The 22,392-nt window shown below is 68.7% G+C and carries 19 protein-coding genes; 8 read left to right on the top strand and 11 right to left on the bottom strand.

Annotated elements, in window-relative coordinates:
* Positions 1-86: 86 nt before the first annotated feature.
* The 6 genes from K9D12_RS02765 to K9D12_RS02740 all read right to left on the bottom strand — a co-directional run bounded on the left by K9D12_RS02765 (position 87) and on the right by K9D12_RS02740 (position 5,838).
* Positions 87-1,256: an acyl-CoA dehydrogenase family protein gene (locus K9D12_RS02765; RefSeq protein WP_223059429.1), complete on the bottom strand. Its 1,170-nt coding sequence runs from the start codon at positions 1,254-1,256 to the stop codon at positions 87-89.
* A gap of 137 nt (positions 1,257-1,393) precedes the next feature.
* On the bottom strand, positions 1,394-1,933 hold the full coding sequence (purE, locus tag K9D12_RS02760; protein WP_225910839.1) for a 5-(carboxyamino)imidazole ribonucleotide mutase: 540 nt from the start codon (positions 1,931-1,933) through the stop codon (positions 1,394-1,396).
* Positions 1,930-3,126 carry a 5-(carboxyamino)imidazole ribonucleotide synthase gene (locus K9D12_RS02755; RefSeq protein WP_223059428.1) on the bottom strand — a complete coding sequence of 399 codons (1,197 nt, stop codon included), beginning with the start codon at positions 3,124-3,126 and terminating at the stop codon, positions 1,930-1,932. The genes purE and K9D12_RS02755 overlap by 4 nt, the downstream gene beginning before the upstream one ends.
* A 38-nt stretch (positions 3,127-3,164) precedes the next feature.
* Positions 3,165-3,935, bottom strand: a complete 771-nt coding sequence (locus K9D12_RS02750) for a winged helix-turn-helix domain-containing protein (protein WP_052947026.1) — start codon at positions 3,933-3,935, stop codon at positions 3,165-3,167.
* Positions 3,936-4,024: 89 nt separating this feature from the next.
* On the bottom strand, positions 4,025-5,026 hold the full coding sequence (locus tag K9D12_RS02745; RefSeq protein WP_047311872.1) for an adenylate/guanylate cyclase domain-containing protein: 1,002 nt from the start codon (positions 5,024-5,026) through the stop codon (positions 4,025-4,027).
* The gene (locus K9D12_RS02740; protein ID WP_223059427.1) at positions 5,026-5,838 is read right to left on the bottom strand and encodes a biotin--[acetyl-CoA-carboxylase] ligase; all 813 of its coding nucleotides are present in this window, start codon (positions 5,836-5,838) and stop codon (positions 5,026-5,028) included. The genes K9D12_RS02745 and K9D12_RS02740 overlap by 1 nt, the downstream gene beginning before the upstream one ends.
* Positions 5,839-5,915: 77 nt before the next feature.
* Here K9D12_RS02740 and K9D12_RS02735 point away from each other — a divergent pair, with 77 nt between their 5' ends.
* Both K9D12_RS02735 and K9D12_RS14775 read left to right on the top strand, forming a co-directional pair.
* Entirely contained in the window at positions 5,916-7,544 is a 1,629-nt protein-coding gene (locus K9D12_RS02735) for an acyl-CoA carboxylase subunit beta (protein ID WP_047311871.1), read from the top strand.
* Complete coding sequence (locus tag K9D12_RS14775) at positions 7,541-7,816, top strand: acyl-CoA carboxylase epsilon subunit (RefSeq protein ID WP_082128814.1); 276 nt, start codon at positions 7,541-7,543, stop codon at positions 7,814-7,816. The genes K9D12_RS02735 and K9D12_RS14775 overlap by 4 nt, the downstream gene beginning before the upstream one ends.
* Positions 7,817-7,903: 87 nt before the next feature.
* On the opposite strand, the gene K9D12_RS02725 is transcribed toward K9D12_RS14775, so the two are convergent.
* The gene (locus K9D12_RS02725; protein WP_052947024.1) at positions 7,904-8,590 is read right to left on the bottom strand and encodes an MOSC domain-containing protein; all 687 of its coding nucleotides are present in this window, start codon (positions 8,588-8,590) and stop codon (positions 7,904-7,906) included.
* Between the two features lie 59 nt (positions 8,591-8,649).
* Between K9D12_RS02725 and K9D12_RS02720 the strand changes: the two genes are divergently transcribed.
* The 5 genes from K9D12_RS02720 to K9D12_RS02700 all read left to right on the top strand — a co-directional run bounded on the left by K9D12_RS02720 (position 8,650) and on the right by K9D12_RS02700 (position 15,893).
* Positions 8,650-10,335: a DUF885 domain-containing protein gene (locus K9D12_RS02720; RefSeq protein ID WP_223059426.1), complete on the top strand. Its 1,686-nt coding sequence runs from the start codon at positions 8,650-8,652 to the stop codon at positions 10,333-10,335.
* 154 nt (positions 10,336-10,489) lie between these two features.
* Positions 10,490-11,869 carry a hypothetical protein gene (locus K9D12_RS02715; protein WP_223059425.1) on the top strand — a complete coding sequence of 460 codons (1,380 nt, stop codon included), beginning with the start codon at positions 10,490-10,492 and terminating at the stop codon, positions 11,867-11,869.
* A gap of 74 nt (positions 11,870-11,943) precedes the next feature.
* Positions 11,944-13,824 carry a Na+/H+ antiporter gene (locus K9D12_RS02710; RefSeq protein ID WP_223059424.1) on the top strand — a complete coding sequence of 627 codons (1,881 nt, stop codon included), beginning with the start codon at positions 11,944-11,946 and terminating at the stop codon, positions 13,822-13,824.
* 27 nt (positions 13,825-13,851) lie between these two features.
* Entirely contained in the window at positions 13,852-14,514 is a 663-nt protein-coding gene (locus tag K9D12_RS02705; protein ID WP_047311868.1) for a nucleoside triphosphate pyrophosphatase, read from the top strand.
* 62 nt (positions 14,515-14,576) lie between these two features.
* Positions 14,577-15,893 carry a hypothetical protein gene (locus K9D12_RS02700; RefSeq protein ID WP_223059423.1) on the top strand — a complete coding sequence of 439 codons (1,317 nt, stop codon included), beginning with the start codon at positions 14,577-14,579 and terminating at the stop codon, positions 15,891-15,893.
* 78 nt (positions 15,894-15,971) lie between these two features.
* On the opposite strand, the gene K9D12_RS02695 is transcribed toward K9D12_RS02700, so the two are convergent.
* Together K9D12_RS02695 and K9D12_RS02690 are read right to left on the bottom strand one after the other, a co-directional pair.
* Complete coding sequence (locus K9D12_RS02695; RefSeq protein ID WP_223059422.1) at positions 15,972-17,156, bottom strand: serine/threonine-protein kinase; 1,185 nt, start codon at positions 17,154-17,156, stop codon at positions 15,972-15,974.
* Positions 17,157-17,426: 270 nt separating this feature from the next.
* Entirely contained in the window at positions 17,427-18,287 is an 861-nt protein-coding gene (locus K9D12_RS02690; RefSeq protein ID WP_223059421.1) for an aldo/keto reductase, read from the bottom strand.
* A 118-nt stretch (positions 18,288-18,405) separates the two neighbouring features.
* Between K9D12_RS02690 and K9D12_RS02685 the strand changes: the two genes are divergently transcribed.
* Entirely contained in the window at positions 18,406-20,190 is a 1,785-nt protein-coding gene (locus K9D12_RS02685) for a biotin carboxylase N-terminal domain-containing protein (protein ID WP_223059420.1), read from the top strand.
* Positions 20,191-20,292: 102 nt separating this feature from the next.
* Here the strand turns inward: K9D12_RS02685 and K9D12_RS02680 are convergent, their stop codons facing one another.
* On the bottom strand, positions 20,293-20,898 hold the full coding sequence (locus K9D12_RS02680) for a TetR/AcrR family transcriptional regulator (protein ID WP_223059419.1): 606 nt from the start codon (positions 20,896-20,898) through the stop codon (positions 20,293-20,295).
* 6 nt (positions 20,899-20,904) lie between these two features.
* Positions 20,905-22,311 carry an NAD(P)H-quinone dehydrogenase gene (locus K9D12_RS02675; protein ID WP_223059418.1) on the bottom strand — a complete coding sequence of 469 codons (1,407 nt, stop codon included), beginning with the start codon at positions 22,309-22,311 and terminating at the stop codon, positions 20,905-20,907.
* Positions 22,312-22,392 lie beyond the last annotated feature (81 nt).

Below are 22,392 nucleotides of genomic sequence, written 5' to 3'. Positions count from 1 at the left end.
ACGACAGCTGACGTCCCGGCCCTGCCCGTGGACACGGCGAAGGGCCCCGGCATGACGCCGGGGCCCTTTCTCGTCTGCCTCGAACCTCAGTAGCCCTTGAGCACCTGACGCCCCATGACGAGGCGCTGGATCTGGTTGGTGCCCTCGTAGATCTGCGTGATCTTGGCGTCGCGCATCATGCGCTCGACCGGGAAGTCGCGCACGTAGCCGGCGCCGCCGAGCAGCTGGACGGCGTCGGTCGTGACCTCCATCGCGATGTCGGAGGCGTAGCACTTGGCTGCCGCGCCGAAGAACGTGAGGTCCTTGTCCTCGCGCTCGGACTTGGCGGCGGCGACGTAGACCATCTGACGGGCCGTCTCCACCTTCATCGCCATGTCGGCGAGCATGAACTGGATGGCCTGGTTGTCGGCAATGGCCTTGCCGAACTGCTTGCGCTCCTTGACGTAGCCGACGGCGAAGTCGAGTGCGCCCTGGGCGATACCGACAGCCTGGGCGCCGATCGTGACGCGCGTGTGGTCGAGCGTGCGCAGAGCGATCTTGAGGCCCTCGCCCTCGGCGCCGATGAGCCGGTCGGCGGGGATGCGGCAGTTGTCGAAGTGGAGCTCACGCGTGGGCGAACCCTTGATACCGAGCTTGCGCTCCTTCTCGCCGAAGTTGAAGCCCTCGTCACCCTTCTCGACGACGAACGCCGAGATGTTGCGGCCGCGCTCGCCGTCGGGGTCGGTGACGGCGAGAACCGTGTAGAACTCCGACTCGCCGGCGTTCGTGATCCACGACTTCTGACCCGTGAGGACGTAGCTGCCGCCGTCCTTCTTGGCCTTGGTACGCATGGACGCGGTGTCCGAGCCGGCCTCGCGCTCGGACAGGCCGTAGGAGAACATCGCCTCGCCGGCGCCGAGCTTCGGCAGGTACTTCTTCTTGATCTCCTCGCCGCCGCCGAGGATGACGGGCAGTGAGCCGAGCTTGTTCACGGCGGGGATGAGCGAGGAGCTCGCGCACACGCGCGCCACTTCCTCGATGACGATGCACGTACCGAGCGCGTCGATGCCGGCGCCGCCGTACTCCTCGGGGACGTGCGGGGCGGCCAGACCGGCCTCGACGAGGGCGTCGAGGGCCTCGCTCGGGAAACGGGATTCCTCGTCGACGTCGGCCGCGTGCGGAGCGATCTTGTTCTCGCACACCGGGCGGATCGCCTCACGAAGAGCCTCGTGCTCCTCGGAGATCGTGTACAGGTCGAAGTCAGGGTTACCAGCCATAGCCGCATGCTACGCGTCGGTACGCCGTCGAGGTGAGCCCGGCCGGAAGTTACCGCGGCGAAGGGAGCGGACTCGGGTTCTCGAGGCGGATTCTCGAGGCGGGCGGCGCTTGCCCTGCTGCCAGCGTCCTTTGAGCGTCAGCCCTGGCGGCGGGCGACGTCCTCGCGCAGCGCCTCGCCCTTGGCGTGGGCCTCGTCGCGAAGGCTGACCTGGAAACGCTCCATCGCCTCCGCGAGGCGCGTTGCTTCCTCCCCGTCACCCGAGGCGAGGATGCGTACGGCGAGCAGACCGGCGTTGCGGGCGCCGCCGATCGACACGGTCGCCACGGGCACGCCGCCAGGCATCTGGACGATGGACAGCAGTGAATCCATGCCGTCGAGATACTTCAGCGGCACCGGAACACCGATGACGGGCAGCGTCGTGACCGACGCCAGCATGCCCGGAAGGTGCGCCGCTCCCCCGGCTCCGGCGATGACGACCTTGAGCCCGCGCTTCGCAGCGCTCGCGCCGTACTCCACCATCTCGTGGGCCATCCGGTGCGCCGAGACGACGTCGGCCTCGTAGGCGATGCCGAATTCGTCGAGGACGTCGGCGGCGGCCGACATCGTCGGCCAGTCCGAGTTGCTGCCCATGACGAGCCCGACGACGGGCTGCTTCGTGTCGATGTCGTTGCTCATTCCGTCACCACTCCCTCGAGGTAGTCGCATGCGTGACGGGCGCGCCCGCGCAGACCGACGAGATCGGTGCCGCTGACGTTGACGTGCCCGATCTTGCGGCCGGGGCGCACGCCCTTGCCGTACAGGTGGATCTTGAGTGCGGGGTCGCGCGCCATGAGGTGCTTGTACGTGGGGTACAGCTCCTCGTAGGAACCGCCTAGAACGTTGCCCATGACGGTCCACGGAGCCCGCGCGGTGACGTCGCCGAGCGGCAGGTCGAGCACGGCGCGCAGGTGCTGTTCGAACTGACCGGTGACGGCACCGTCCATCGACCAGTGGCCCGAGTTGTGCGGACGCATCGCCAGCTCGTTGACGACGAAATCGCTCTGACCCGAACCGTTCTCGGCGACACGTTCGAAGAGTTCGACGGCCATGACACCGGTGACGTCGAGCTCCCGGGCGATCGTCACCGCGGCTTCGGCGATGCGGCCGGCGAGTGCGTCGTCGAGGTTCGGTGCGGGGGCCAGCACCTCGGTGCAGATGCCGTCGGTCTGCACGGTCTCGACGACGGGCCAAACCGCCACCTGGCCGCTGGGACTGCGACCGATCATGACCGACAGTTCGCGGGTGAAGTCGACGGCCTCCTCGACGAGCAGCGGAGCGCCTTCGGCCTTGGCGAACCAATCCGCGGCGTCCTCGGCCGCTTTCACGACGCGAACGCCCTTGCCGTCGTAGCCGCCCGTCGGCGTCTTGAGCACGACCGGCCAGCCGTGCTCGTCACCGAAGGCTGCCAGCTCGTCGACGTCGACGACCGCGCGCCAAGCCGGGCACGGCACGCCGAGACCTTCGAGCCGCTCACGCATCGCGAGCTTGTCCTGGGCGAAGCGCAGGGCGCTGGGCTTGGGGTGCATCGGCACACCGTCCGCCTCGAGGGCCGAGAGGACGTCGGCCGGCACGTGTTCGTGATCGAACGTGACGACGTCGCAGCCCCGGGCCCACTCGCGCACGGCCTCGGGGTCGGTGTAGTCGCCGACCGGCGAGTGCGGCACGACGAGGGCTGCGGCCGCGTCCTCGGACTCGGCGAAGATCGAGAGCGTCAGGGCCAGCTCGACCGCCGGAGCGGTGCACATGCGGGCCAGCTGGCCCGCTCCGATGATGCCGACGACGGGGAATCCGCCGGGCGCGGTGGGGGCTTGGGTCGTGGAGCGCGTCACGGCCCCAAGGGTACGTGGCGGCTCGCAGGAATCAGCCTTCAGCCCGTCACGGACCACACCGTCGCGCCACCGCCGTGGTCGGCGTCGGCATCGCCGGGCGCCAGGACGAAGCCCGCACCCCTGACGGTCTCGATGCGCCAGGCCTCACCACATACCTGCGGCAACTTGCGGCGCAGGTTTGCCACGTGCATGTCGATGGCCTTCGGCGTACCGCTCCAGTGTCCGGTCCACAGCGCCGCCCCGATGTCGTCGCGCAGGACCACGCCGTCGGACGCTGTCAGCATCTCGAGGACCATGGCCTCCTTGGCCGTGAGCTCGACGCGGCCGCGACCTCCGACGACCTCCCGACGCCGCACGTCGACCCACGGACGCGAGGAGGCGGTGAGCGCTTCGCCCCGTTCACGCGTGACACGGCGTACCCGCGCGGCAACGCGTGCCCCGAGTTCGGCTGGGTCACCGTCGAGCAGGACGACGTCGTCGGCTCCCGCGAGCAGGAGTTGTGCCACGACACCGGAGCGTTGCGCCGTAGCGTCACCGAACGCGACGGCGGCAACGAAGGCCGTCTTCGGGTGCCGCTCGGTGAGACGGCAGAGAGCCTCGAGGACGTCGGCATCGAGGGGCTCACCGGCGCGGCCTGCGGCGAAGAGCACACACGCGGGAGCACTGCGGTGCGTGGGCGCCACGTGGTCGGAGCAGATGTCGACGAGCGAACCGGCGACCGTCCGAACCGACAGGTCGGCGGCCTGGTGGAGCCGTAACAGCGTCGTGTCGTCGCCAAATCCGCCGCGCGCGAGGAGAACATCGGTCATGTCGACCGAGAATATGGACCTTTTCGGCGTAGCGGGGTGAAAGAAACCGGTTGATTTCTCAACAACCAAGCGCCCGGTTCAGTTGTGCGCTACTGGAGTACCCACGACGGCGACGTTCCGATCCCTGCGAGGTCGAGCGCCTCGTGCGCCCGAAGCGTCGACTGGGGGTCGTGACGCAACGCGTCCGCCGTGGTTTCGTCGATGAGAATCTGCCCCGCCTCCGCGGCGTTGGTCAGGCGAGCGGCGCGGTTGACCGTCGTGCCGTAGATGTCGCCGAGGCGCGCGAGCACGCGCCCGGTCGACAGGCCGACGCGCATGCGCGGGATGACGTCGTCGGTTTCCGAGGCTTCCTTGAGCGCCCGGGCGATGCGGGACGCACCTGCCGGATCCTGGTGCGAGAAGAGCACCTCGTCGCCGACCATCTTGACGACGGCGCCGGAGTGCTCGCTCACGATATCGGAGGCCATGGCCTCGAACCGCGTCACGAGGGCCGCGAGGTCGCTCTCGCTCAGGCTGCGAGCCAAGCGGGTGAAGGACACGAGGTCCGCGAACCCGACGGTGCGCACGACGCCGAGGTGACTCTCGGGCTGCGCGTCGGCCAGCAGTCGCGACAGCGCCACCGAGAGGTTGCGCCGCCACACGTAGTTCATGATCGGTTCGAGGTCGTCGGCGATGTCGGCCATCGTGCGCGCGGTCGCCTTGGCCAGCTCCTTGCCCTCCGGTGGGGCGTCCTGACGCTGGGAGATCATGTCGGCGACGAGCTGCGTCTGCCACATCGCGAGGCGATCGGTCGTGCGGCCGAGGGCCCGCGCCAAGCCGAGCAGCGTGTCGACATCGAGGTCGTGCGTCGCCGTCACGGACATCGCGGCGCGCAAGGCGCGAAGGTCGGTATCGCTGAATGCCACGTCACCCTCGCGGGAGTTGACGAAGCCGAGCGCGCGCCAGACGCGGCGTGTCTCCTCGGGGTCGACGCCCGCGTGTTCGGAGAGTTCACGACGTCGGTAACGACGCGAGCTCCCCATGAGGATGCGCTCGATACCGTCGATGAACGTCGAGTCATTGGCGGTGAACTGGTGGGGGATCTCGCTCATCACTGGCCCGTTCTCAGATCGTCGCTGCGGTGCAGCCGCGCATGGACGATGTCGGCCACCGAGTACGCCATCCTATTCGGCGAGACGGTCTGCTCGCCGAGCGGCACGGCCTCGAGCCGGCCCTCGTCGTCGATGCCGGTGGCGCACCGGCGATGCACCGCCCCGTCGGGGGTGTGGATGTCGACGTCGGCACCGATGGTGAGGCAGTGATCCCGCATCCGCTTCCGCAGCGCGGCGACTTCGTGGCCAGAAGCCCTCCCCCACGTCACAGCCGACGCCATGACGTGGGCGGCCACGGCCTCGATGACGGCTTCGCGCCCGATGTCGTACCCGGCACAGCGCAGCGACGTAGCCGTCTCGACGGGCAGTTCCTCACGCTCCTGGCTGACGTTGAGTCCGACGCCCGCGACGACGAGCGGCGTACCGTCCGCCGAACGCGTCATCTGACACAGAATGCCGCCGACTTTGCGCCAGGTGCCGTCGGGGTCGCGCACGAGCAGGTCATTGGGCCACTTCGTTCCGACGCGCCCGACGCCCTTGTCCTCCAGGACGTCGACGAGGGCCCCGCGCACGGCGTCACCGACGAACAAAGGAGCCCACCCCCAGGTGGCGCCGTCGGCCGGGAGCGGCAGCGTCATCGACATCGTGACGGCGGAACCCGCCGGCGCCTGCCACGAACGGGTCAGACGGCCCCGGCCGGAGGTCTGCAGATGGGCCGCGACGAGGGCCCAGGGCTGGGGCTTCCCCATGGCTCGGGCGTTCGTCGAGTCGACCTCGTCGAGCAGCTCGACGACCCACCCCGCACGACTCAAATTCCGCGCCAGGCGGGGTGAAAAGCCTACTGACAAGTTCACTTCCGAGGTCACGACCCCAGGTTAGGGTGTGGCCCATGACCTTGGAAGACGTGCCCCCGGACACCTCGATCGACCTGCACACCACGGCCGGCCGTCTGCAGGACCTGGCCAACCGAACGGAAGAGGCGGTTCACGCCGGTTCTGCTCGCGCCGTGGAGAAGCAGCACGCCAAGGGAAAGCTCACCGCGCGTGAGCGCGTGGAGCGGCTGCTCGACGAGGGATCGTTCGTCGAACTCGACGCCCTCGCCCGTCACCGCTCGACACAGTTCGGTCAGGACAAGTCGCGCCCCTACGGTGACGGCGTCGTCACCGGGTACGGCACCGTCGACGGCCGTACGGTCTGCGTCTTCAGCCAGGACTTCACCGTCTTCGGCGGCTCCCTCGGCGAAGTCTTCGGCGAGAAGATCTGCAAGGTGATGGACCTCGCGATGAAGCTGGGTGCGCCCGTCATCGGCATCAACGACTCCGGCGGCGCGCGCATCCAGGAGGGTGTCGTCGCCCTCGGCATGTACGCCGAGATCTTCCGGCGCAACGTCCACGCCAGCGGTGTCATCCCGCAGATCTCGCTCGTCATGGGCCCGTGCGCCGGCGGCGCGGTCTACTCCCCCGCCATCACCGACTTCACCGTCATGGTCGACCAGACCTCACACATGTTCATCACCGGCCCGGACGTCATCAAGACGGTCACCGGTGAGGACGTCGGCTTCGAGGAGCTCGGCGGCGCGCACACCCACAACTCGCGCTCGGGTGTCTCGCACTACATGGCCACCGACGAGGATGACGCCATCGAGTACGTGAAGTCGATGCTGTCCTACCTGCCGAGCAACAACATGGACGCGGCGCCCACGTTCGACGCCGAGGCCGACCTCGAGATCAACGACGACGACCGCGCGATGGACACGCTCGTGCCCGACTCGGCCAACCTCGCGTACGACATGAACGACGTCATCGCGCACATCGTCGACGACGCCGGAGACGGCCCCGACTTCCTCGAGGTGCAGCCGCTGTTCGCGCCGAACATCATCTGCGGCCTCGCCCGCGTCGAGGGCCACAGCGTCGGCATCGTCGCCAACCAGCCGGCCCAGCTCGCCGGCACGCTCGACATCAACGCGAGCGAGAAGGCCGCGCGCTTCATCCGCTTCTGCGACTCGTTCAACATCCCGATCGTCACGCTCGTCGACGTGCCCGGCTTCCTGCCCGGCACGGACCAGGAGTGGGGCGGCATCATCCGTCGCGGCGCGAAGCTGCTCTACGCCTACGCGGAGGCGACGGTGCCGCTCGTCACCGTCATCACGCGCAAGGCGTACGGCGGTGCGTACGACGTCATGGGGTCCAAGCACCTCGGTGCCGACATCAACCTCGCGTGGCCCACGGCTCAGATCGCCGTCATGGGCGCCCAGGGCGCGGCGAACATCCTGTACCGCAAGGAGCTGGCGAAGGTCGCGGAGAAGGGGTCGAGCGAGGACGTCGAGGCACGCCGCGCCGAGCTCATCACCGAGTACGAGGACACCCTGGCCAACCCCTACATCTCGGCCGACCGCGGGTACGTCGATGCCGTCATCCCGCCGCACGAGACGCGCGTCCAGGTGACGAAGGCGCTCCGCGCCCTGCGCCACAAGCGCGAGGAGCTGCCGCCCAAGAAGCACGGGAACATCCCGCTGTGAGCGCCGAGAACACCGAACCCACGCCGGGCACCGACGAGGCTCCTGCCTCCGAAACCCCGGACGCAACCCTTGCTGCCGCGCCGACGATCCGCGTCGTCTCGGGTGCACCGACGGATGAGGAGTTGGCCGCCGTCGTCGCGGTGCTCACCGCTCGCGCCGCGGCTGCGGCAGACTCCGTCGAACCACCCCGCGAGGTCGCCTACTGGGGTCGCCCGGCGCACGTGCGTCACGGCCGTCCGCGCAGTTGGGCCGAATCGACGCTGCCGCGCTGAGCGCACGTCAACAGTGCCAAGGGTGCTGTCACCGAGGCCGGTGACAGCCCCCCTTGGCGTCGGCCCGGACGAGCGTCGAGCGGACCGTCACTTACGCAGGCGGGCCTCGTAGTCACGCTGATGGACGCTCGGAAGAACACCGGCTTCGACGACCCGCGCAAGGACGTCTCGCCCACCGGTGGTGCGGGCGCTGAACACGTCGGCCACCGTGATGCCGTGGGCAGGCCGGTACACCTCGACGATGTCGTCGCCGGCGCTGATGCGCCCGGGTTCGACGACGCGCGCGTACGTCCCCGCCCGCCCGCGCTGGGTGAAGCGCTTGAGCCACCCCGGAACGTCCATGGCCCAGGCGAACGTGCGGCACGGAATACGCGGCAGGCTCGCCTCGAGCACTGCGGTGCCGACGCGCCAGCGCGTGCCCACGAGGGCCCCGTCGAGGTCGATGCCCGAGGTGGTGACGTTCTCACCGAAGGAGGCGTTCGGTAGGGAGCGGCCGAGTTCGCGCTCCCAGTGGTCGAGTTCCTCACGTGCGACGAGATAGACGGCCTTGTCGCTGCCTCCGTGATGCTTCTCGTCGCCGACGAAATCGCCCGCGACACCACTGCGCCCGCCGCCCTCGCGCGGGCCGGGGTCGCTCACCTCGAGGTACCCGACGGGCTGTTTGTGGATGCCCGTCCGGTGCTGCTTCGGATCCCACTCCTCCGGGCGCCCCACGTTCACCGAGAGCACGTTCGGCCCCGCCGCTGAGGTTTCACGCACCCCGTCATCAGCCATGGCGCGAGACTACCGAAGGCGATCGGGCCCAAGTCGAACCTCTCGCCTACAGTCGTGGCATGAACACCTCCGCGTCCCCTCGCGCCACGACCCGTGTCGACGAACTGGCCGACTCGTACTTCGATTCCGCGGTGGAGCTCTCTCCCATCGAAGCCACCAGCTTGGGCGTTCCGGGCCAGGACGAAATGCTCGACGACTTCTCCCCCGAGGGCTATGAGCGCATCAGCGAACTGCGTCGCACGACGCTGTCCGCGCTGCGCACGGTCACGGCCGAGGACGACGTCGACGAGGTCACGATTGCCGCCATGACGGAGCGGCTCGAGCTCGCCGAGGAGATCCACGAGGCCGGGTACGACCTGGCCGACCTCAACGTCATCGCCTCGCCCCTGCAGAACGTTCGCGACGTGTTCGACCTCATGCCCACCGACACTGACGAGGACTGGGCCGTCATCGCCACGCGCATGCGCGCGGTGCCGGAGGCCCTCACCGGGTGGCTGCAGTCGCTGCGCGTCGCAGCGGACGCCGGCAACCGCCCCGCGCGCCGTCAGGTGGAGCGCTGCATCGAGCAGTGCGCTGACCACATCAGCCCCGAGGGCTACTTCCACGCGCTGACACAGCAGGCCGTCGACGGAACCGAGGACGAGGCACTCGCCGACGAGCTGCGTCACGCCATCGACGAGGCCGCCCGGGCTTACGAGGAGACGGCCGAGAAGCTGCGCGAGGAGGTGCTCGTCGACGCTCGGGAGGCCGACGCCGTCGGCGCCGAGCGATACGCGCTGCACAGCCGGCAGTTCCTCGGTGCGCGCATCGACCTCGAAGAGACCTACCGCTGGGGCCAGGAGGAACTGGCGCGCATCACGGCGGAGATGAAGGAGGTCGCAGAGCGCGTCGCCCCGGGGGCCGGCGTCAAGGGCGCCATCGCGGCGCTCGACGAGAGTGCCGCCTACACGCTGCACGGTACCGACGCGCTGCAGGAGTGGATGCAGCAGAAGGCCGACGAGGCCGTCACCGCCCTCGCCGACACCCACTTCGACGTGCCGGATCCGGTGCGCCGCATCGAATGCATGATCGCACCGACGAACTCGGGCGGCATCTACTACACGGGTCCGAGTGTGGACTTCTCGCGCCCCGGCCGCATGTGGTGGGCCGTACCGCGAGACGTCGAGAAGTTCGGCACGTGGCGCGAACTGACGACGGTCTACCACGAGGGCGTACCCGGCCATCACCTGCAGATCGGGCAGACGATGTACCGCTCGGGGCTGCTCAACCGCTGGCGGCGCCTCGGCGCCTGGACGTCCGGGCACGGCGAGGGCTGGGCGCTGTACGCCGAACGCCTCATGGCCGAGCTCGGCTACCTCGACGACGACGGCAACCGTCTCGGCATGCTCGACGGGCAGTCGTTGCGCGCGGCCCGCGTCGTGCTCGACATCGGTGTGCACTGCGGTTTCGAGGCGCCGGCCGAGGTCGGCGGCGGCGAGTGGACCTACGACAAGGCATGGAGTTTCCTCAGTGCCCACGCGGACATGGCCGAGGGCTTCCTGCGCTTCGAACTGGACCGTTACCTCGGTTGGCCGGGGCAGGCGCCGTCGTACAAGGTCGGCGAGCGCCTGTGGTTCGACCTGCGCGAGAAGACCCGCGAACGCGAGGGAGCCGACTTCGACCTCAGGGCCTTCCACCGTCGCGCGCTCGACGTCGGAAGTGTCGGCCTCGATGTCCTGCGCGATGCGCTCCTGCCCCCTACCTGAGGCTGGTTCGCGCGGCTGCGTCAACCGTCGCCCGGAGCTCAGCACGCCCGCGCGCCCTCGATACCAAGCGGAGCGCCGCGGGTAAACTGAACCGGATCTCAAGAAGCGCCGGTCAATCGGCTTCCCTCACCATTCGGCCAAGGAGGACGACTGCATGTCGCCTGCACCCACGTCCGGTTCGACCTCGTCGACGTCGCCCGCCTCCCTCGTGAAGGGTGGTCTGCGTTCGGCGATGTCGATGGCAGAGCGGGTGAGTTCGACGGCTGCGGCGAAGGTTGCCCCGGCGCGCGGACGCACCCCGGGTGAAGGTGGCACACCGCCCGTCCTGCCGGTGGTCCTCGACTTCACGCTCTCGGGGTACGCGCTGGCGCGGGCCTTCCACGAGCGTTACGACCTGACGAGTGTCGCCATCGTGCCGCTCCACACCCCGGCTGTCGGTGACTCGAGCCTCTTCCACGAGATGCGGGTGCTCGGTCATGAGGCTCTGACGAACCATCAGCTCGTCATGGACGAGCTCGTTCGTGTGGCCGCAGCGCACCCGAACCTCACCGTCATCCCGTTGACGAACAACGACAGCTACGTGCAGATGCTCTCCGCCCAGCGCGACTCGCTCGGCGCGAACGTCGTCGTCCCGCACGAGTCCCCGGAGATGCTCGTGCGTATCTCGGACAAGAACCACTTCAACGCCGTCTGCGCCGAGGCCGGCGTCCTCACCCCCGGCACGGCTGTGCTCGACTTCGGTGCGGGGCGTCCCAGCGCAGCTGAGGTGACGTTCCCGTTCCCGATCATCGTCAAGCCTGCTGACTCCGCGCTGCACAACAAGCTGACGATGCAGGGCAAGCGCAAGCTCTACGAGATCGACGACTCCGCGGCCCTCGAGGACCTCATCGACCGGCTTCACGCCGCCGGCTTCACCGGCGAGATGCTGGCGCAGGATCGCATCCCCGGTGACGACATCCTGTCGGTCACGATCTATCGGGCACGCAACGGTGAGGTGACGCTCGCGCGCACCTCCAAGGTGCTCCTGCAGGATCCGCGTCCGGCGTACCTCGGAATCCCGGACGTCCAGGTCGTGCAGGACATGCCCGACGTCGTCGACGCCTCCGTTCGCATCCTCGAGACGGCCGACTACTACGGCTTCGCGAACCTCGACGCCATCCGTGATCCACGTGACGGCTCGGTCAAGTTCTTCGAGGTCAACCCGCGCTACGGACGCAACTGTTACTACGCCACGGGATCGGGCGCGAACATCGCCGAGCAGCTCGTGACCGATCTCGTCGAGGGCCGACCGATGGCCGCACCCGCACTCGAGAACGAACTCGTCTACACCGTGCTTCCGCCGCGTGCTCTGCAGCGCCTGCTGCCCGAGGGCAGCGACCGCAGCCTCGTCGAGCGTCTCGTCAAGGCCGGCCACTGGGCCGACCCGCTCAAGTACGGCGGCGAGCGCAACCCGAAGCACAAGGCGTATGCACACGCCGCGGCCTGGCACCACGCCCGTGCTTACCGTGGTGCGCCACGCGTCATCGGCGGCTGACCGCCCGCACCGGCGCGTGACTCCCCCGCAGGACACCGGCGGGAGGGGTCGCGTCCAGCCGTCATAATGACCGGGTGCATGTCGCCCTCCCCATCGTCCTCCTCGTCGCCACGACGATTCTCGGAAGCCTCGTGGCTCGGCGGGTCGGGCTCTCCGGTCCTCTGCTGCTGACGGCGGTCGGGGTCGCGCTCTCCTACGCCCCCGGCGTGGGCGAGGTCCACCTCGACTCCGAGGTCGTTCTCCTCGGTTTCCTGCCGCCGCTGCTGTACGCGACGGCGCTGCGCATCTCGCTCGTCGATCTGCGGCGCGACGTGTACCAGATCATCCAGTTGTCGGTGCTGCTCGTGCTCTTCACCGCGATCGTCGTCGGACTCGTCTCCTGGTGGCTCATGCCCATCGGTTTCGCGGCGGCACTGGCCCTGGGCGGTGTCGTCGCTCCCCCGGACGCCGTCGCGGCCACCGCCGTCGCGCGTCGCATCGGGTTGCCACGCAGGCTCGTCGCCGTCCTCGAGGGTGAGTCCCTCTTCAACGACGCGACGGCCCTCGTCACCGTGTCCACGGCCACGCTCGCGCTGCAGCAGTCCGTCACGCCGCTGAGCGTCGGGGTCGACTTCCTCGTCGCGACGGTGGGCGGCATCGCGATCGGCGTCGTCGCGTTCCTCGTCATGGCGTTCATCCAAAAGCACGTCAAGGACACCCCGACGAGCGTCGCGCTGAGCTTCATCTCGCCGTGGGTGGCCTTCCTGCCCGCCGAGGAGATCCACAGCTCCGGCGTCATCGCCGTCGTCGTCATGGCCGTCCTGCTGGGCTACAAGGCGCCCTACATCCAGACGGCGCAGGCTCGCGTCTCCGAGCGGATGAACTGGGATTCGGTGCAGTTCATCCTCGAGAACATGGTCTTCCTGCTCATCGGTCTGCAGGCGGCGACGATCATCACCGACGTCATCGAGTCCGACATCGGCCTGGCCCGTACGAGCGCCTACGCGCTCACCGTTCTCGCGACGGTCATGTTCATCCGGCCGGTCTTCATCATCTTCGCGGCGTGGCTGGGCCGCGTGGCGAGATGGGATTCGCGTCCCCTCTCCCTGCGTGAGGGTGCGGTCGCCGGTTGGGCCGGCATGCGCGGCGTCGTGACGCTCGCCGCCGCGTTCCTGCTCCCCGAGGGCGCCACCCCGCATCGCGAGACGCTCATCTTCATCGCGCTCACCGTGACGATCGGCACCCTCGTCCTCCAGGGCTTCACGCTCGGCACGGTGGCGAAGGCCATGAAGCTGCACGCCCCCGATCCGCGCGAGGACGCCCTCGCCGCGGCCCAGGTCGTCCAGGCCTCCATCGACGCCGGTGAGGTGGCGATGCACAAGGCACTCAAGGATCCGCGACTCGCCGACACCCCTGAGCCGATCGTGAAGTCGCTCGAGAAGCAGGGCATGCGCCGCGCCAACCTCATGTGGGAGCGCCTGGGCAGCAGCGATGTTCTCGGCCCGACGCAGCAGTACCGCGAGATCCGTCAGCAGATGCTCGCCGCGGAGCGCAACAAGGTGCTCGAGATGCGTGATCACGGCCTCGTCGATCACGAGGTCATCGACAACATCCTCTTCCAGCTCGACATCGAGGAGTCGATGATCCTCACGGCCGAGGATCGCGACGCTGTTCTCGGGGAGACCAGACCCCTCCTCACGCCGGAGGGCCGCCGAGGCGACTGCGAGCACCTCGTCGAAGCCGCTGACTCCAGCGCCGCGCCGCAGTCCCACGAGGGATGTCAGACATGCCTCGAGCAGGGCATGAAGTGGCTGCACCTGCGCATGTGCACCGCGTGCGGGTTCGTCGGGTGCTGCGACTCATCCCCGGGTGCACACGCGAGCGCTCACTTCCGCGACACTGCCCACCCCGTCATGCGCTCGTTCGAGCCCGGCGAGGCATGGCGTTGGTGCTTCGTCGACGGCCTCCCGGGCTGAGCCGGCCCGCCCGATAGCCTGGGTCGCATGACCGAACTCGTCCTCGCCTCGCAGTCGCCCGCCCGCCTCGCCACGTTGAGGTCGGCCGGCATAGAGCCGTTCGTCCTCGTCTCCCACGTCGACGAGCAGGCCGCACTCGACTCCGCGGGCGCGGATCACGGGCCGCTGGCCGCCGAGGACGTCGCCCTGCTGCTCGCGCACGCGAAGTGCCAGGCGGTCGCCTCCCGCTTCGCCGAGGGCGACGTCCCCGACGACGCGCCCGAGAGCGCGCTCATGCTCGGCTGCGACTCGGTGCTCGAGTTCGAGGGCCGGACGCTTGGCAAGCCGGTCGACGCGGGCGACGCTGCGGCCCGCTGGCGGGAGATGCGCGGTCGAAGCGCGACGCTGTTCACGGGGCACTGGGTCATCGACGACCGCGAGGACGGCACGAGCGCCACGTTCGGGGCCGTCTCGGGCACCGAGGTCCACTTCGCCGACATCAGCGACGCCGAGATCGAGGCGTACGTCGCCACGGGCGAACCGCTCGCCGTCGCCGGCGCCTTCACGATCGACGGACTGGCCGGCCCGTACGTCGAGCGCATCGAAGGCGACCCGCACACCGTCGTCGGGATCGGTCTGCCGCTGCTGCGCGAGATGCTCGCCGAGATCGGTGTCGAGTGGCACACCCTGTGGAACCGTCCGCGCGGCTGAAACGTCCCAGGCGGGCCCGCCGGTTTGGCACACTGTCACCAGCACATTCGGGGAGGACGAGGATGACGACATCACGCGCGAGGAAGGCGCTCGCAGCGACCGCCGTCACCGTCGGGCTCGCCACGACAAGCGCCGCACCGGCGTGGAGCGCGCCGAAGTTGGCGGACGGTAACGGTTTCACCACGGGCGGCAAGAGCATCGACCTCCGTGTGGCCTCCGGCGACGGCACTCCCCTCGACCCGGGGATGTATCAGACGACGTTGCCCGTCGACGAGACCTCCCGCTACGCGTCCATTTCCCGGGGTGAGGGCGAGCGCCTCCAGATCGGCGTGCTCGGCTCGGCCACCTGGAAGAACAACGCGTGGAGCGTTTCCGACGGTTCGCAGGGCCTCGAGATCAAGCTGACCACGCCGGACGGCGAGAAGACCTGCGCCACGTCCACCGACTCCCTTTCCACCACGGGCGCGCCGGGGCTGCTCAAGACGAACGTCGCCGTCGACCCCAAGGCCACGAAGCGCATCACGGACTCGGGCGATTCCGCCGACGCGTGCCGCAAAGCCACGTCCTACCGGCTCGAGGTGAAGCGCACCAACAGCGGTGACAACTCCACGCCGATGCCCGTGCAGATCGCGATCGTGCGCACTCCGAAGGTGAACGGCGAGGTCAAGACCCCGAGCGGTGACGTCGAGGCCCTCTCCACCCAGCCGCTCGACGCGTCGCAGACGATGGAGCCGGGTGCCGGTTTCGCGAACGCCACGACGCTTCCCAGCTCCGAAGGCGGGTACACCGTCGAGGCGCAACCGGGACGCCGCATGTTCTTCCGCGTCCACCTCAGCTGGGGCCAGCGCATGTCCGTCGGCTGGGAAGTGCCGAAGAACGGCAACGGCTACAACCCGACGCAGGACATGAACCTCGATCTGCAGGTCTACAACCCCGCGCTCACCGAGGTGACGGTCTCGGGCTCCGGTTCGAACACCGGGTACCTGTTCAAGTCGACCTCCTCGGGCACCGACCCGAAGCAGCTCGGCGCCTACACGGCTCCCATCGACTACGGCAACGCCGACCGCGAGACGGGCGGCGACGACAGCGTGCAGTGGCAGGCGATGCCGGGCTGGTACTACGTGGCACTCGACGTCACGCCGTCGTCGTCCTCGGACAAGCTGGACGAGTCGAAGACGATTCCGTCGGTCATTTCGGTGCGCGTGCAGGGCAACGCCAACGAGGGCCCCGCCATGGACGTCGCACAGCCGGCCCCTGCCACCCTGAGCACCGAGGGCACCTCGGGTTCGAACCCGCTGCTCTGGGGTGGAGCGCTCGTGCTCGGCCTGGGCGCGGTGGCCGGGTTGGCTTTCGTTCTGTGGCGCCGCGATAACTCCTGACCGCCACGCTTCCCACATGAAAGCAGCGCCCGATCCGGTTTCGGCTCGGGCGCTGCGTCGTACGCCAGGGGCGGGTGATCAGTCCGCCTTCTGCCATGTGTAGCTGCCGTCGTCCTGATAGGTGCAGGTGAGTTGCTTGCCGCTGGACGTCGTGGCCACGGAGCCTGCGTCGCTGAAGTAGCAGGTGCCCCCGGTGCTGGCGTGGTTGGCGTCGTACGCGCCGTCGCCGGCACCCCAGGGCTGCCAGAGCGCGAAGCCGGCGACGAGGGCGGCGAGCAGGCCGGCGGGAGCCGCCATCCACGTCTTGATCTTGCGGCGCTGCGGCACGGGGGCGCCGTCGATGAGCGTCTGCGGCGCGGCGGAGGAGTCAGTGAAGCCATCGAGGGCGCGGGCTGCGGCTCCGGCGTGGAGCTGGACGAAGTCGCCCGAGGACTCCATCGGGGGCAGACGGTCGGGGATGTTGCGGGCGGCCGCGTCGTGCCAGGCGTTCTCGGGGAGCAGGAGCCAGGACATGGCGTCGCGAGCGTTGGCGGGACGCCTGCTGGCGACGGGGTCGGCCAGTGCGACGAGGACGTTCCACAGCGAGTCCGGCACGTCGGCGGGGCGCGGGGGAAGGTCGTCGCGTCGGGTGCGGGTGGTATTGCCCGGGCGCACGCCGGTGAGCATGTGGATGCCCATCATGCCGGCGGAGTACAGATCCTGACGGGGGTCGGGATCGTCGCCCTTGGCCTGCTCAGGCGACATGTAGCCCGGTGTGCCGAGAACCATCTCGTTGCTCGTGAGGCGGGGTGCGTCGACGCTGACGGCGATGCCGAAGTCGGTGATCCAGGCCGAGGGCACGCCCATTCCGGTGGCTTCGAGCAGGATGTTGGCGGGCTTGATGTCGCGGTGGACGATGCCGGCGCTGTGGCAGGCGTCGAGGCCGTCGAGCATCTGGCGCATGAGTTCGGCGACGAGTGGGTACGGCAGCGCGCCGTGATCCTTGATGAGGTCGGAGATGGAGCCGCCGTCGATGAGCGGCATCGTGAAGATGACGCGCCCGTCCTCACCGGCCCAGCCGAGCGGCGTGACGACGTGGCTGTGCTCGATGCGCATGCCCTGCTCGCGCATGAAGCGCAGGAGCGAGCCGGCGTCGGACTGGCGCAGCAGTTTGGCGGCGACGAGACGGCGCGACTTGTGGTCGTGGACGCGCCAGACGGACCCCATGCCGCCTTCGCCGATCTGGTCGACCAGCTCGTACCGGCCCGCGAACATCTCACCCATGCCTGCTCCTCCCCTGCGTCGAGTCAAGGATACGGATCACGGGCGCGGGCGTGCAGCGCAGCTGTGATTCTCCTTGCGGTTTCGATCTACGACGTGCTTTCTCGCCCGCTCGTTCCCCGTATGGCAAAGGCCCTGCCGACGCTCGGTGCGTCGGCAGGGCCGATCGGGCTGTGTGTCGCAGCGAGACAGACTCCAGGAGCCCGGCCGCAGAACGCACCCATCACTACCCGATGTGTCGGGCTGGGCGAGCTCGCCCGCCCTGCCAACACATCAGTTGAAGTCGTTCGGGTGGGGGCCGATGCGACCGTCGGAGCTGTCGAGGTCACTGATGGCGAACAGGTCGTCCTCGGTGAGCTCGAAGTCGAACACGTCGAAGTTCTCGGCGATACGGCTCGGCGTCACCGACTTGGGAATGACGATGTTGCCGATCTGAAGGTGCCAACGAATGATGACCTGCGCGACCGTCTTGCCGAGTCGCTCCGCGATGCCGTCGAGCACCGGGTTGGTGAGGATGTCGCCGCCCTGACCGAGCGGGCTCCACGCCTCGACCGCGATGCCGTTGGCAGAGCAGAAGTCGCGCACGGCCTTCTGCTGGAACTTCGGGTGCAGCTCCACCTGGTTGATCGCCGGGAACTCGCCCGTCTCCTCCTTGAGGCGCTGCAGGTGCTCGGGCTCGAAGTTACACACTCCGACGGCGCGCACGCGCCCGGCGTCACGCAGCTCGAGCATCGCCTTGAACGTCTCGACGTAGGTGTCCTTCTCCGGAGTGGGCCAGTGGATGAGATACAGATCGAGCGGTTCGACGGCGTCCTTGCCGCCCAGGCGCTCGATCGAGGCGTCGAACGCCTTCTTCGTCGCCTCGTAGCCCTGATCCTCGTTCCACACCTTCGTCGTGAGGAAGATGTCGCGGCGCGGCACGTCCGCACTCGCGATAGCGGCGCCGGTACCGGCCTCGTTCTCGTACACCTTCGCGGTGTCGATGCTGCGGTAACCGATCTTGATCGCCTCGCGCACGGCGTCGGCGGCCTGGTCGTCCTCGACCTGCCAGACGCCGAAACCGAGCTGCGGCATCTCGACCGTTTCGGAGCCTGCCGAGAGGGAGACGGTGGGCACATTCGTGTTTTCAGCCATGTTCGCGCCAACCCCACGAACCGCCTTGCTATTCCGCATCGGAGGCATCGATTCGCAACGAAAATTTCTACCGTTGGGTAGCCACGTCGGGCCTTGGGCCGCCCGATATGGTCTCCCCATGGGTTCTGTCACCAAGGTTCTGATCGCCAACCGCGGCGAGATCGCCGTCCGCATCGCACGCGCCGCCAAGGACGACGGAATCACCTCCGTCGCCGTCTACGCCGAGCCCGACCGTGACGCTCTGCACGTCAAGGTCGCCGACGAGGCGTACTCCCTCGGCGGCTCCACCCCCGGTGACTCCTACCTCGTCGTCGACAAGATCCTCGAGGTCGCCAAGACCTCCGGCGCCGACGCCGTCCACCCCGGCTACGGCTTCCTCGCCGAGAACGCGAGTTTCGCCCAGGCGGTCATCGACGCGGGCCTGACGTGGATCGGTCCGTCCCCCGAAGCCATCGACGGCCTCGGCGACAAGGTCAAGGCCCGCCACATCGCCACCAAGGCCGGCGCCCCGCTCGTGCCCGGCACCAAGGACCCGGTGGCCGACGCCGACGAGGTCGTGGCCTTCGCGAAGGAGCACGGCCTGCCCGTCGCCATCAAGGCCGCCTACGGCGGTGGCGGCCGCGGCCTCAAAGTGGCCCGCAGCATCGAGGAGATCCCGCACCTCTACGACTCGGCCGTCCGAGAGGCTGTGAGCGCGTTCGGTCGCGGCGAGTGCTTCGTCGAGCGGTTCCTCGACAACCCCCGCCACGTCGAGACCCAGTGCCTCGCCGACAGCCACGGCAACGTCGTCGTCGTGTCCACGCGTGACTGCTCGCTGCAGCGCCGCAACCAGAAACTCGTCGAGGAGGCTCCCGCCCCCTTCGTCACGGACGAACAGCACGCGGAACTGCTGCGCGCCTCGAAGGCGATCCTCACGGAGGCCGGGTACACCGGCGCGGGAACGTTTGAGTACCTCATCGGCACCGACGGCGTCATCAGCTTCCTCGAGGTGAACACGCGCCTGCAGGTGGAGCACCCCGTCTCGGAGGAGGTCACCGGCATCGACCTCGTGCGCGAGCAGTTCCGCATCGCCCGCGGCGAGGAACTCGGCTACGACGACCCCACGCCGCACGCGCACTCGATCGAGTTCCGTCTCAACGGTGAGGACGCCGGCCGCGGCTTCCTCCCCGCACCGGGCACCGTCGAGACCTTCAAGGCTCCCAGCGGCCCCGGCGTTCGCGTCGACTCCGGCGTCGTCTCCGGTGACGTCATCGGTGGAGCCTTCGACTCGATGCTCGCCAAGATCATCGTCACCGGCCGCACCCGCAAGGAAGCTCTCGAACGTTCCCGCCGCGCGCTTGCCGAGACGGTCATCGAGGGCATGCCGACGGTGCTCCCCTTCCACCAGGTCGTCGTCGAGGATCCTGCGTTCGCACCGGAGTTCACCGACTCCCCGGACGACGCGTTCAGCGTTCACACGCGCTGGATCGAAACAGAGTTCGACAACCAGATCGCCCCGTTCGACGGCTCCCCGGAGGCTGCGGCCGAGCAGGCGGCGCGCCAGAACGTCGTCGTCGAGGTCGGCGGTAAGCGCCTCGAGGTCTCGCTGCCGGGTGACCTCGCCGTCGCGCCGGCCGGAGGCAAGGGCAAGTCGGCGGGCCGCCGTACGTCCCGCAAGAGCGGCGGTGGCTCCGCCGCCAGTGGCGACTCGCTCACCGCTCCGATGCAGGGCACCGTGGTCAAGGTCAGCGTCGAGGACGGCGCCACCGTCTCCGCCGGTGACACGATCGTCGTCGTCGAGGCGATGAAGATGGAACAGCCCATCACCGCCCACAAGGACGGCGTCGTCACCGGCCTCAAGACCGCTGTCGGCGAGACCGTCACCGCGGGCAGCGTCATCGCGGAGATCAAGGACGCCGAGTAAGCATCTTGAACGTGTGTTGGCCCGAGCCGTTGCGGCGCGGGCCTTCACACATTCAAGGGAGAAAACGTTCACTACAGACGCGCACGCGCCTGCGTGTGCGGATCAGTCCTGCGGGGCGGTTCCCTGGAGCACCGTACGCAGCGTGGCGTCGATGTAGGCGCCACGTTCCTCGGTGGGCACGGCGAGCGCCGACAGCACGATGCCCTCGATGCTGGCCACGGCGGTCTCGGCGCGCAGGCGGGCGTTCTCCGTCGTCGTACGGCTGACGATGCCTTCGACGATCGTGACGAGCTCACCGCGCCACTCCCCCACGGCCGGAACGAGTTCCGGTGACCGCAGGGACTCGAGCGACAGCTCGAGGATGGCGATCATGAGCGCGCCACCGTCGTCCGTCACCCATCGTTCGAGCAGCGCGGTAGCGAACGGCGCGGTGATCATCGGGTCGCCGGACACGTCTGGGAGCGAATCGCCGAGCGCACGCACCTCGTCGGCCAGGCGCGCCCCGACGTGGCCCGTCAGCCCCGCGAGCAGCGCGGCGCGGGTGCGGAAACTCACCGAGCATGTGCCCTCGGGAAACCCGGCCTGACGATCGACGGCGCGGTGCGTGAGCCCACGCAGACCCGACGTGGCGAGCACCGCCGTCGCAGCGTCGAGCAATGCCTCACGCCGTGGCTGGGGCTCGCTCGTGGCGGCGTTCGTCGAGGTCATGTGGGATCAGATGATGTCGCTGCTGTGCAGGCGACGTGCGGCCTCCGCGATCGAGCCCGTCATCGACGGGTACACCGAGAACGTGTTGGCGACCTGGTCGACCGTCAGGCGGTTCTGCACCGCCATACCGATCGGGTATATGAGTTCCGAGGCCTGCGGTGCCACGACGACGCCACCGACGATCGTGTTCGACCCCGGCACCGCGAACAGCTTGACGAAGCCGTCCGTGATGTTGCGCATCTTCGCGCGCGGGTTGGTCGACAGCGGCAGCGTGACCGTGCGCGCCTCGATCTTGCCCTCCTCGATGTCCGTCTGGCTGTAACCGACGGTGGCGATCTCGGGGTCGGTGAAGATGTTGGCCGTGACACCGCGCAGGTTGAGCGGCTGCACCGCGTCACCGAGCGCGTGGTGCATGGCGACGCGGCCCTGCATGGCGGCGACGGACGCGAGCGGGTACACGCCCGTGCAGTCACCTGCGGCGTAGATGGCCTGGGCCGTCGTTCGCGAGACGCGGTCGGTGACGATGTGACCCGACTCGGTGAGGTCGACGCCCGCGGCCTCGAGGCCGATGCCCTTCGTCTGTGGGATCGAACCGACGGCGAGGATGGCGTGGCTGCCCTCGACCTTGCGCCCGTCCTCGAGCGTGACGATGACCTTCTCGCCCTCGCGCGTTGCGGCCATGGCACGGCTGCGGTTGAGAACCGTCATGCCGCGGCGGCGGAAGACGTTCTCGATGACGGTGGCGGCGTCGGCGTCCTGACCGGGCAGCACGCGGTCACGCGACGACACGAGCGTGACGTCCGAACCGAGGCCCAGGTAGGCGTGCGCCAACTCGGCACCCGTGACACCGGAACCGACGACGATGAGCTTCTCGGGCACCTCGGTGAGGTTGTAGATGTGCTGCCACGTGAGGATGCGCTCACCGTCCGGCTTGGCCGAATCCATGATGCGCGGGCTCGTACCGGTGGCGAGCAGGATGACGTCGGCGCGGATGTCCTCGGTCTCGCCGTTGTCGAGCTCGGCCTCCACCCAGCCGTGGCCCTTGATGCGGCCGATGCCGCGGCGAATGCGCACACCCACGCTCTCGAGCTGGGCCTGGATGTCACGCGACTGGGCCTTCGCGAGCTTCATGATGCGCTCGTTGACCTGCCCCAGGTTGGCGTGCGCGTGCTGGTCCTCCTGCGACGCGTCGAACCCGACACCCAGACGGCCGGCCGCCTCGAAGCGCGACAGGAAGTCGGACGTGGCGATGAGGGTCTTGGAGGGGACGCAGTCGGTGAGCACCGCGGCACCACCGAGACCGTCACGATCGATGACGGTGACCTGCGCACCGAGCTGAGAGGCGACGAGCGCGGACTCATAACCGCCCGGGCCACCACCGATGACGACGACAGACTTCTTCCGAGAGCTCACAGACCTATCAAATCACTTGACGTCAAGATAAATCGAATCCCCGATGAGGACTCTCACGAGCCATTCTCGCAGACTCCGGCC

The organism is Dermacoccus sp. Tok2021, from assembly GCF_019895135.1.
Lineage (GTDB): Bacteria > Actinomycetota > Actinomycetes > Actinomycetales > Dermatophilaceae > Dermacoccus > Dermacoccus abyssi.
Note: the sequence above shows the minus strand (reverse complement) of the source record. Positions and strands in the feature narration are given on the sequence as shown.

Bases quoted from the DNA above. Each gene is read 5' to 3' on its own strand.
- K9D12_RS02700 (WP_223059423.1), top strand. From the start codon at position 14,577: ATGACGACATCACGCGCGAGGAAGGCGCTCGCAGCGACCGCCGTCACC.
- K9D12_RS02720 (WP_223059426.1), top strand. From the start codon at position 8,650: ATGAACACCTCCGCGTCCCCTCGCGCCACGACCCGTGTCGACGAACTG.
- K9D12_RS02680 (WP_223059419.1), bottom strand. From the start codon at position 20,898: ATGACCTCGACGAACGCCGCCACGAGCGAGCCCCAGCCACGGCGTGAG.
- K9D12_RS02750 (WP_052947026.1), bottom strand. From the start codon at position 3,935: ATGACCGATGTTCTCCTCGCGCGCGGCGGATTTGGCGACGACACGACG.
- K9D12_RS02690 (WP_223059421.1), bottom strand. From the start codon at position 18,287: ATGGCTGAAAACACGAATGTGCCCACCGTCTCCCTCTCGGCAGGCTCC.
- K9D12_RS02745 (WP_047311872.1), bottom strand. From the start codon at position 5,026: ATGAGCGAGATCCCCCACCAGTTCACCGCCAATGACTCGACGTTCATC.
- K9D12_RS02695 (WP_223059422.1), bottom strand. From the start codon at position 17,156: ATGGGTGAGATGTTCGCGGGCCGGTACGAGCTGGTCGACCAGATCGGC.
- K9D12_RS02735 (WP_047311871.1), top strand. From the start codon at position 5,916: ATGACCTTGGAAGACGTGCCCCCGGACACCTCGATCGACCTGCACACC.
- K9D12_RS02685 (WP_223059420.1), top strand. From the start codon at position 18,406: ATGGGTTCTGTCACCAAGGTTCTGATCGCCAACCGCGGCGAGATCGCC.
- K9D12_RS02705 (WP_047311868.1), top strand. From the start codon at position 13,852: ATGACCGAACTCGTCCTCGCCTCGCAGTCGCCCGCCCGCCTCGCCACG.
- purE (WP_225910839.1), bottom strand. From the start codon at position 1,933: ATGAGCAACGACATCGACACGAAGCAGCCCGTCGTCGGGCTCGTCATG.
- K9D12_RS02765 (WP_223059429.1), bottom strand. From the start codon at position 1,256: ATGGCTGGTAACCCTGACTTCGACCTGTACACGATCTCCGAGGAGCAC.
- K9D12_RS02715 (WP_223059425.1), top strand. From the start codon at position 10,490: ATGTCGCCTGCACCCACGTCCGGTTCGACCTCGTCGACGTCGCCCGCC.
- K9D12_RS02725 (WP_052947024.1), bottom strand. From the start codon at position 8,590: ATGGCTGATGACGGGGTGCGTGAAACCTCAGCGGCGGGGCCGAACGTG.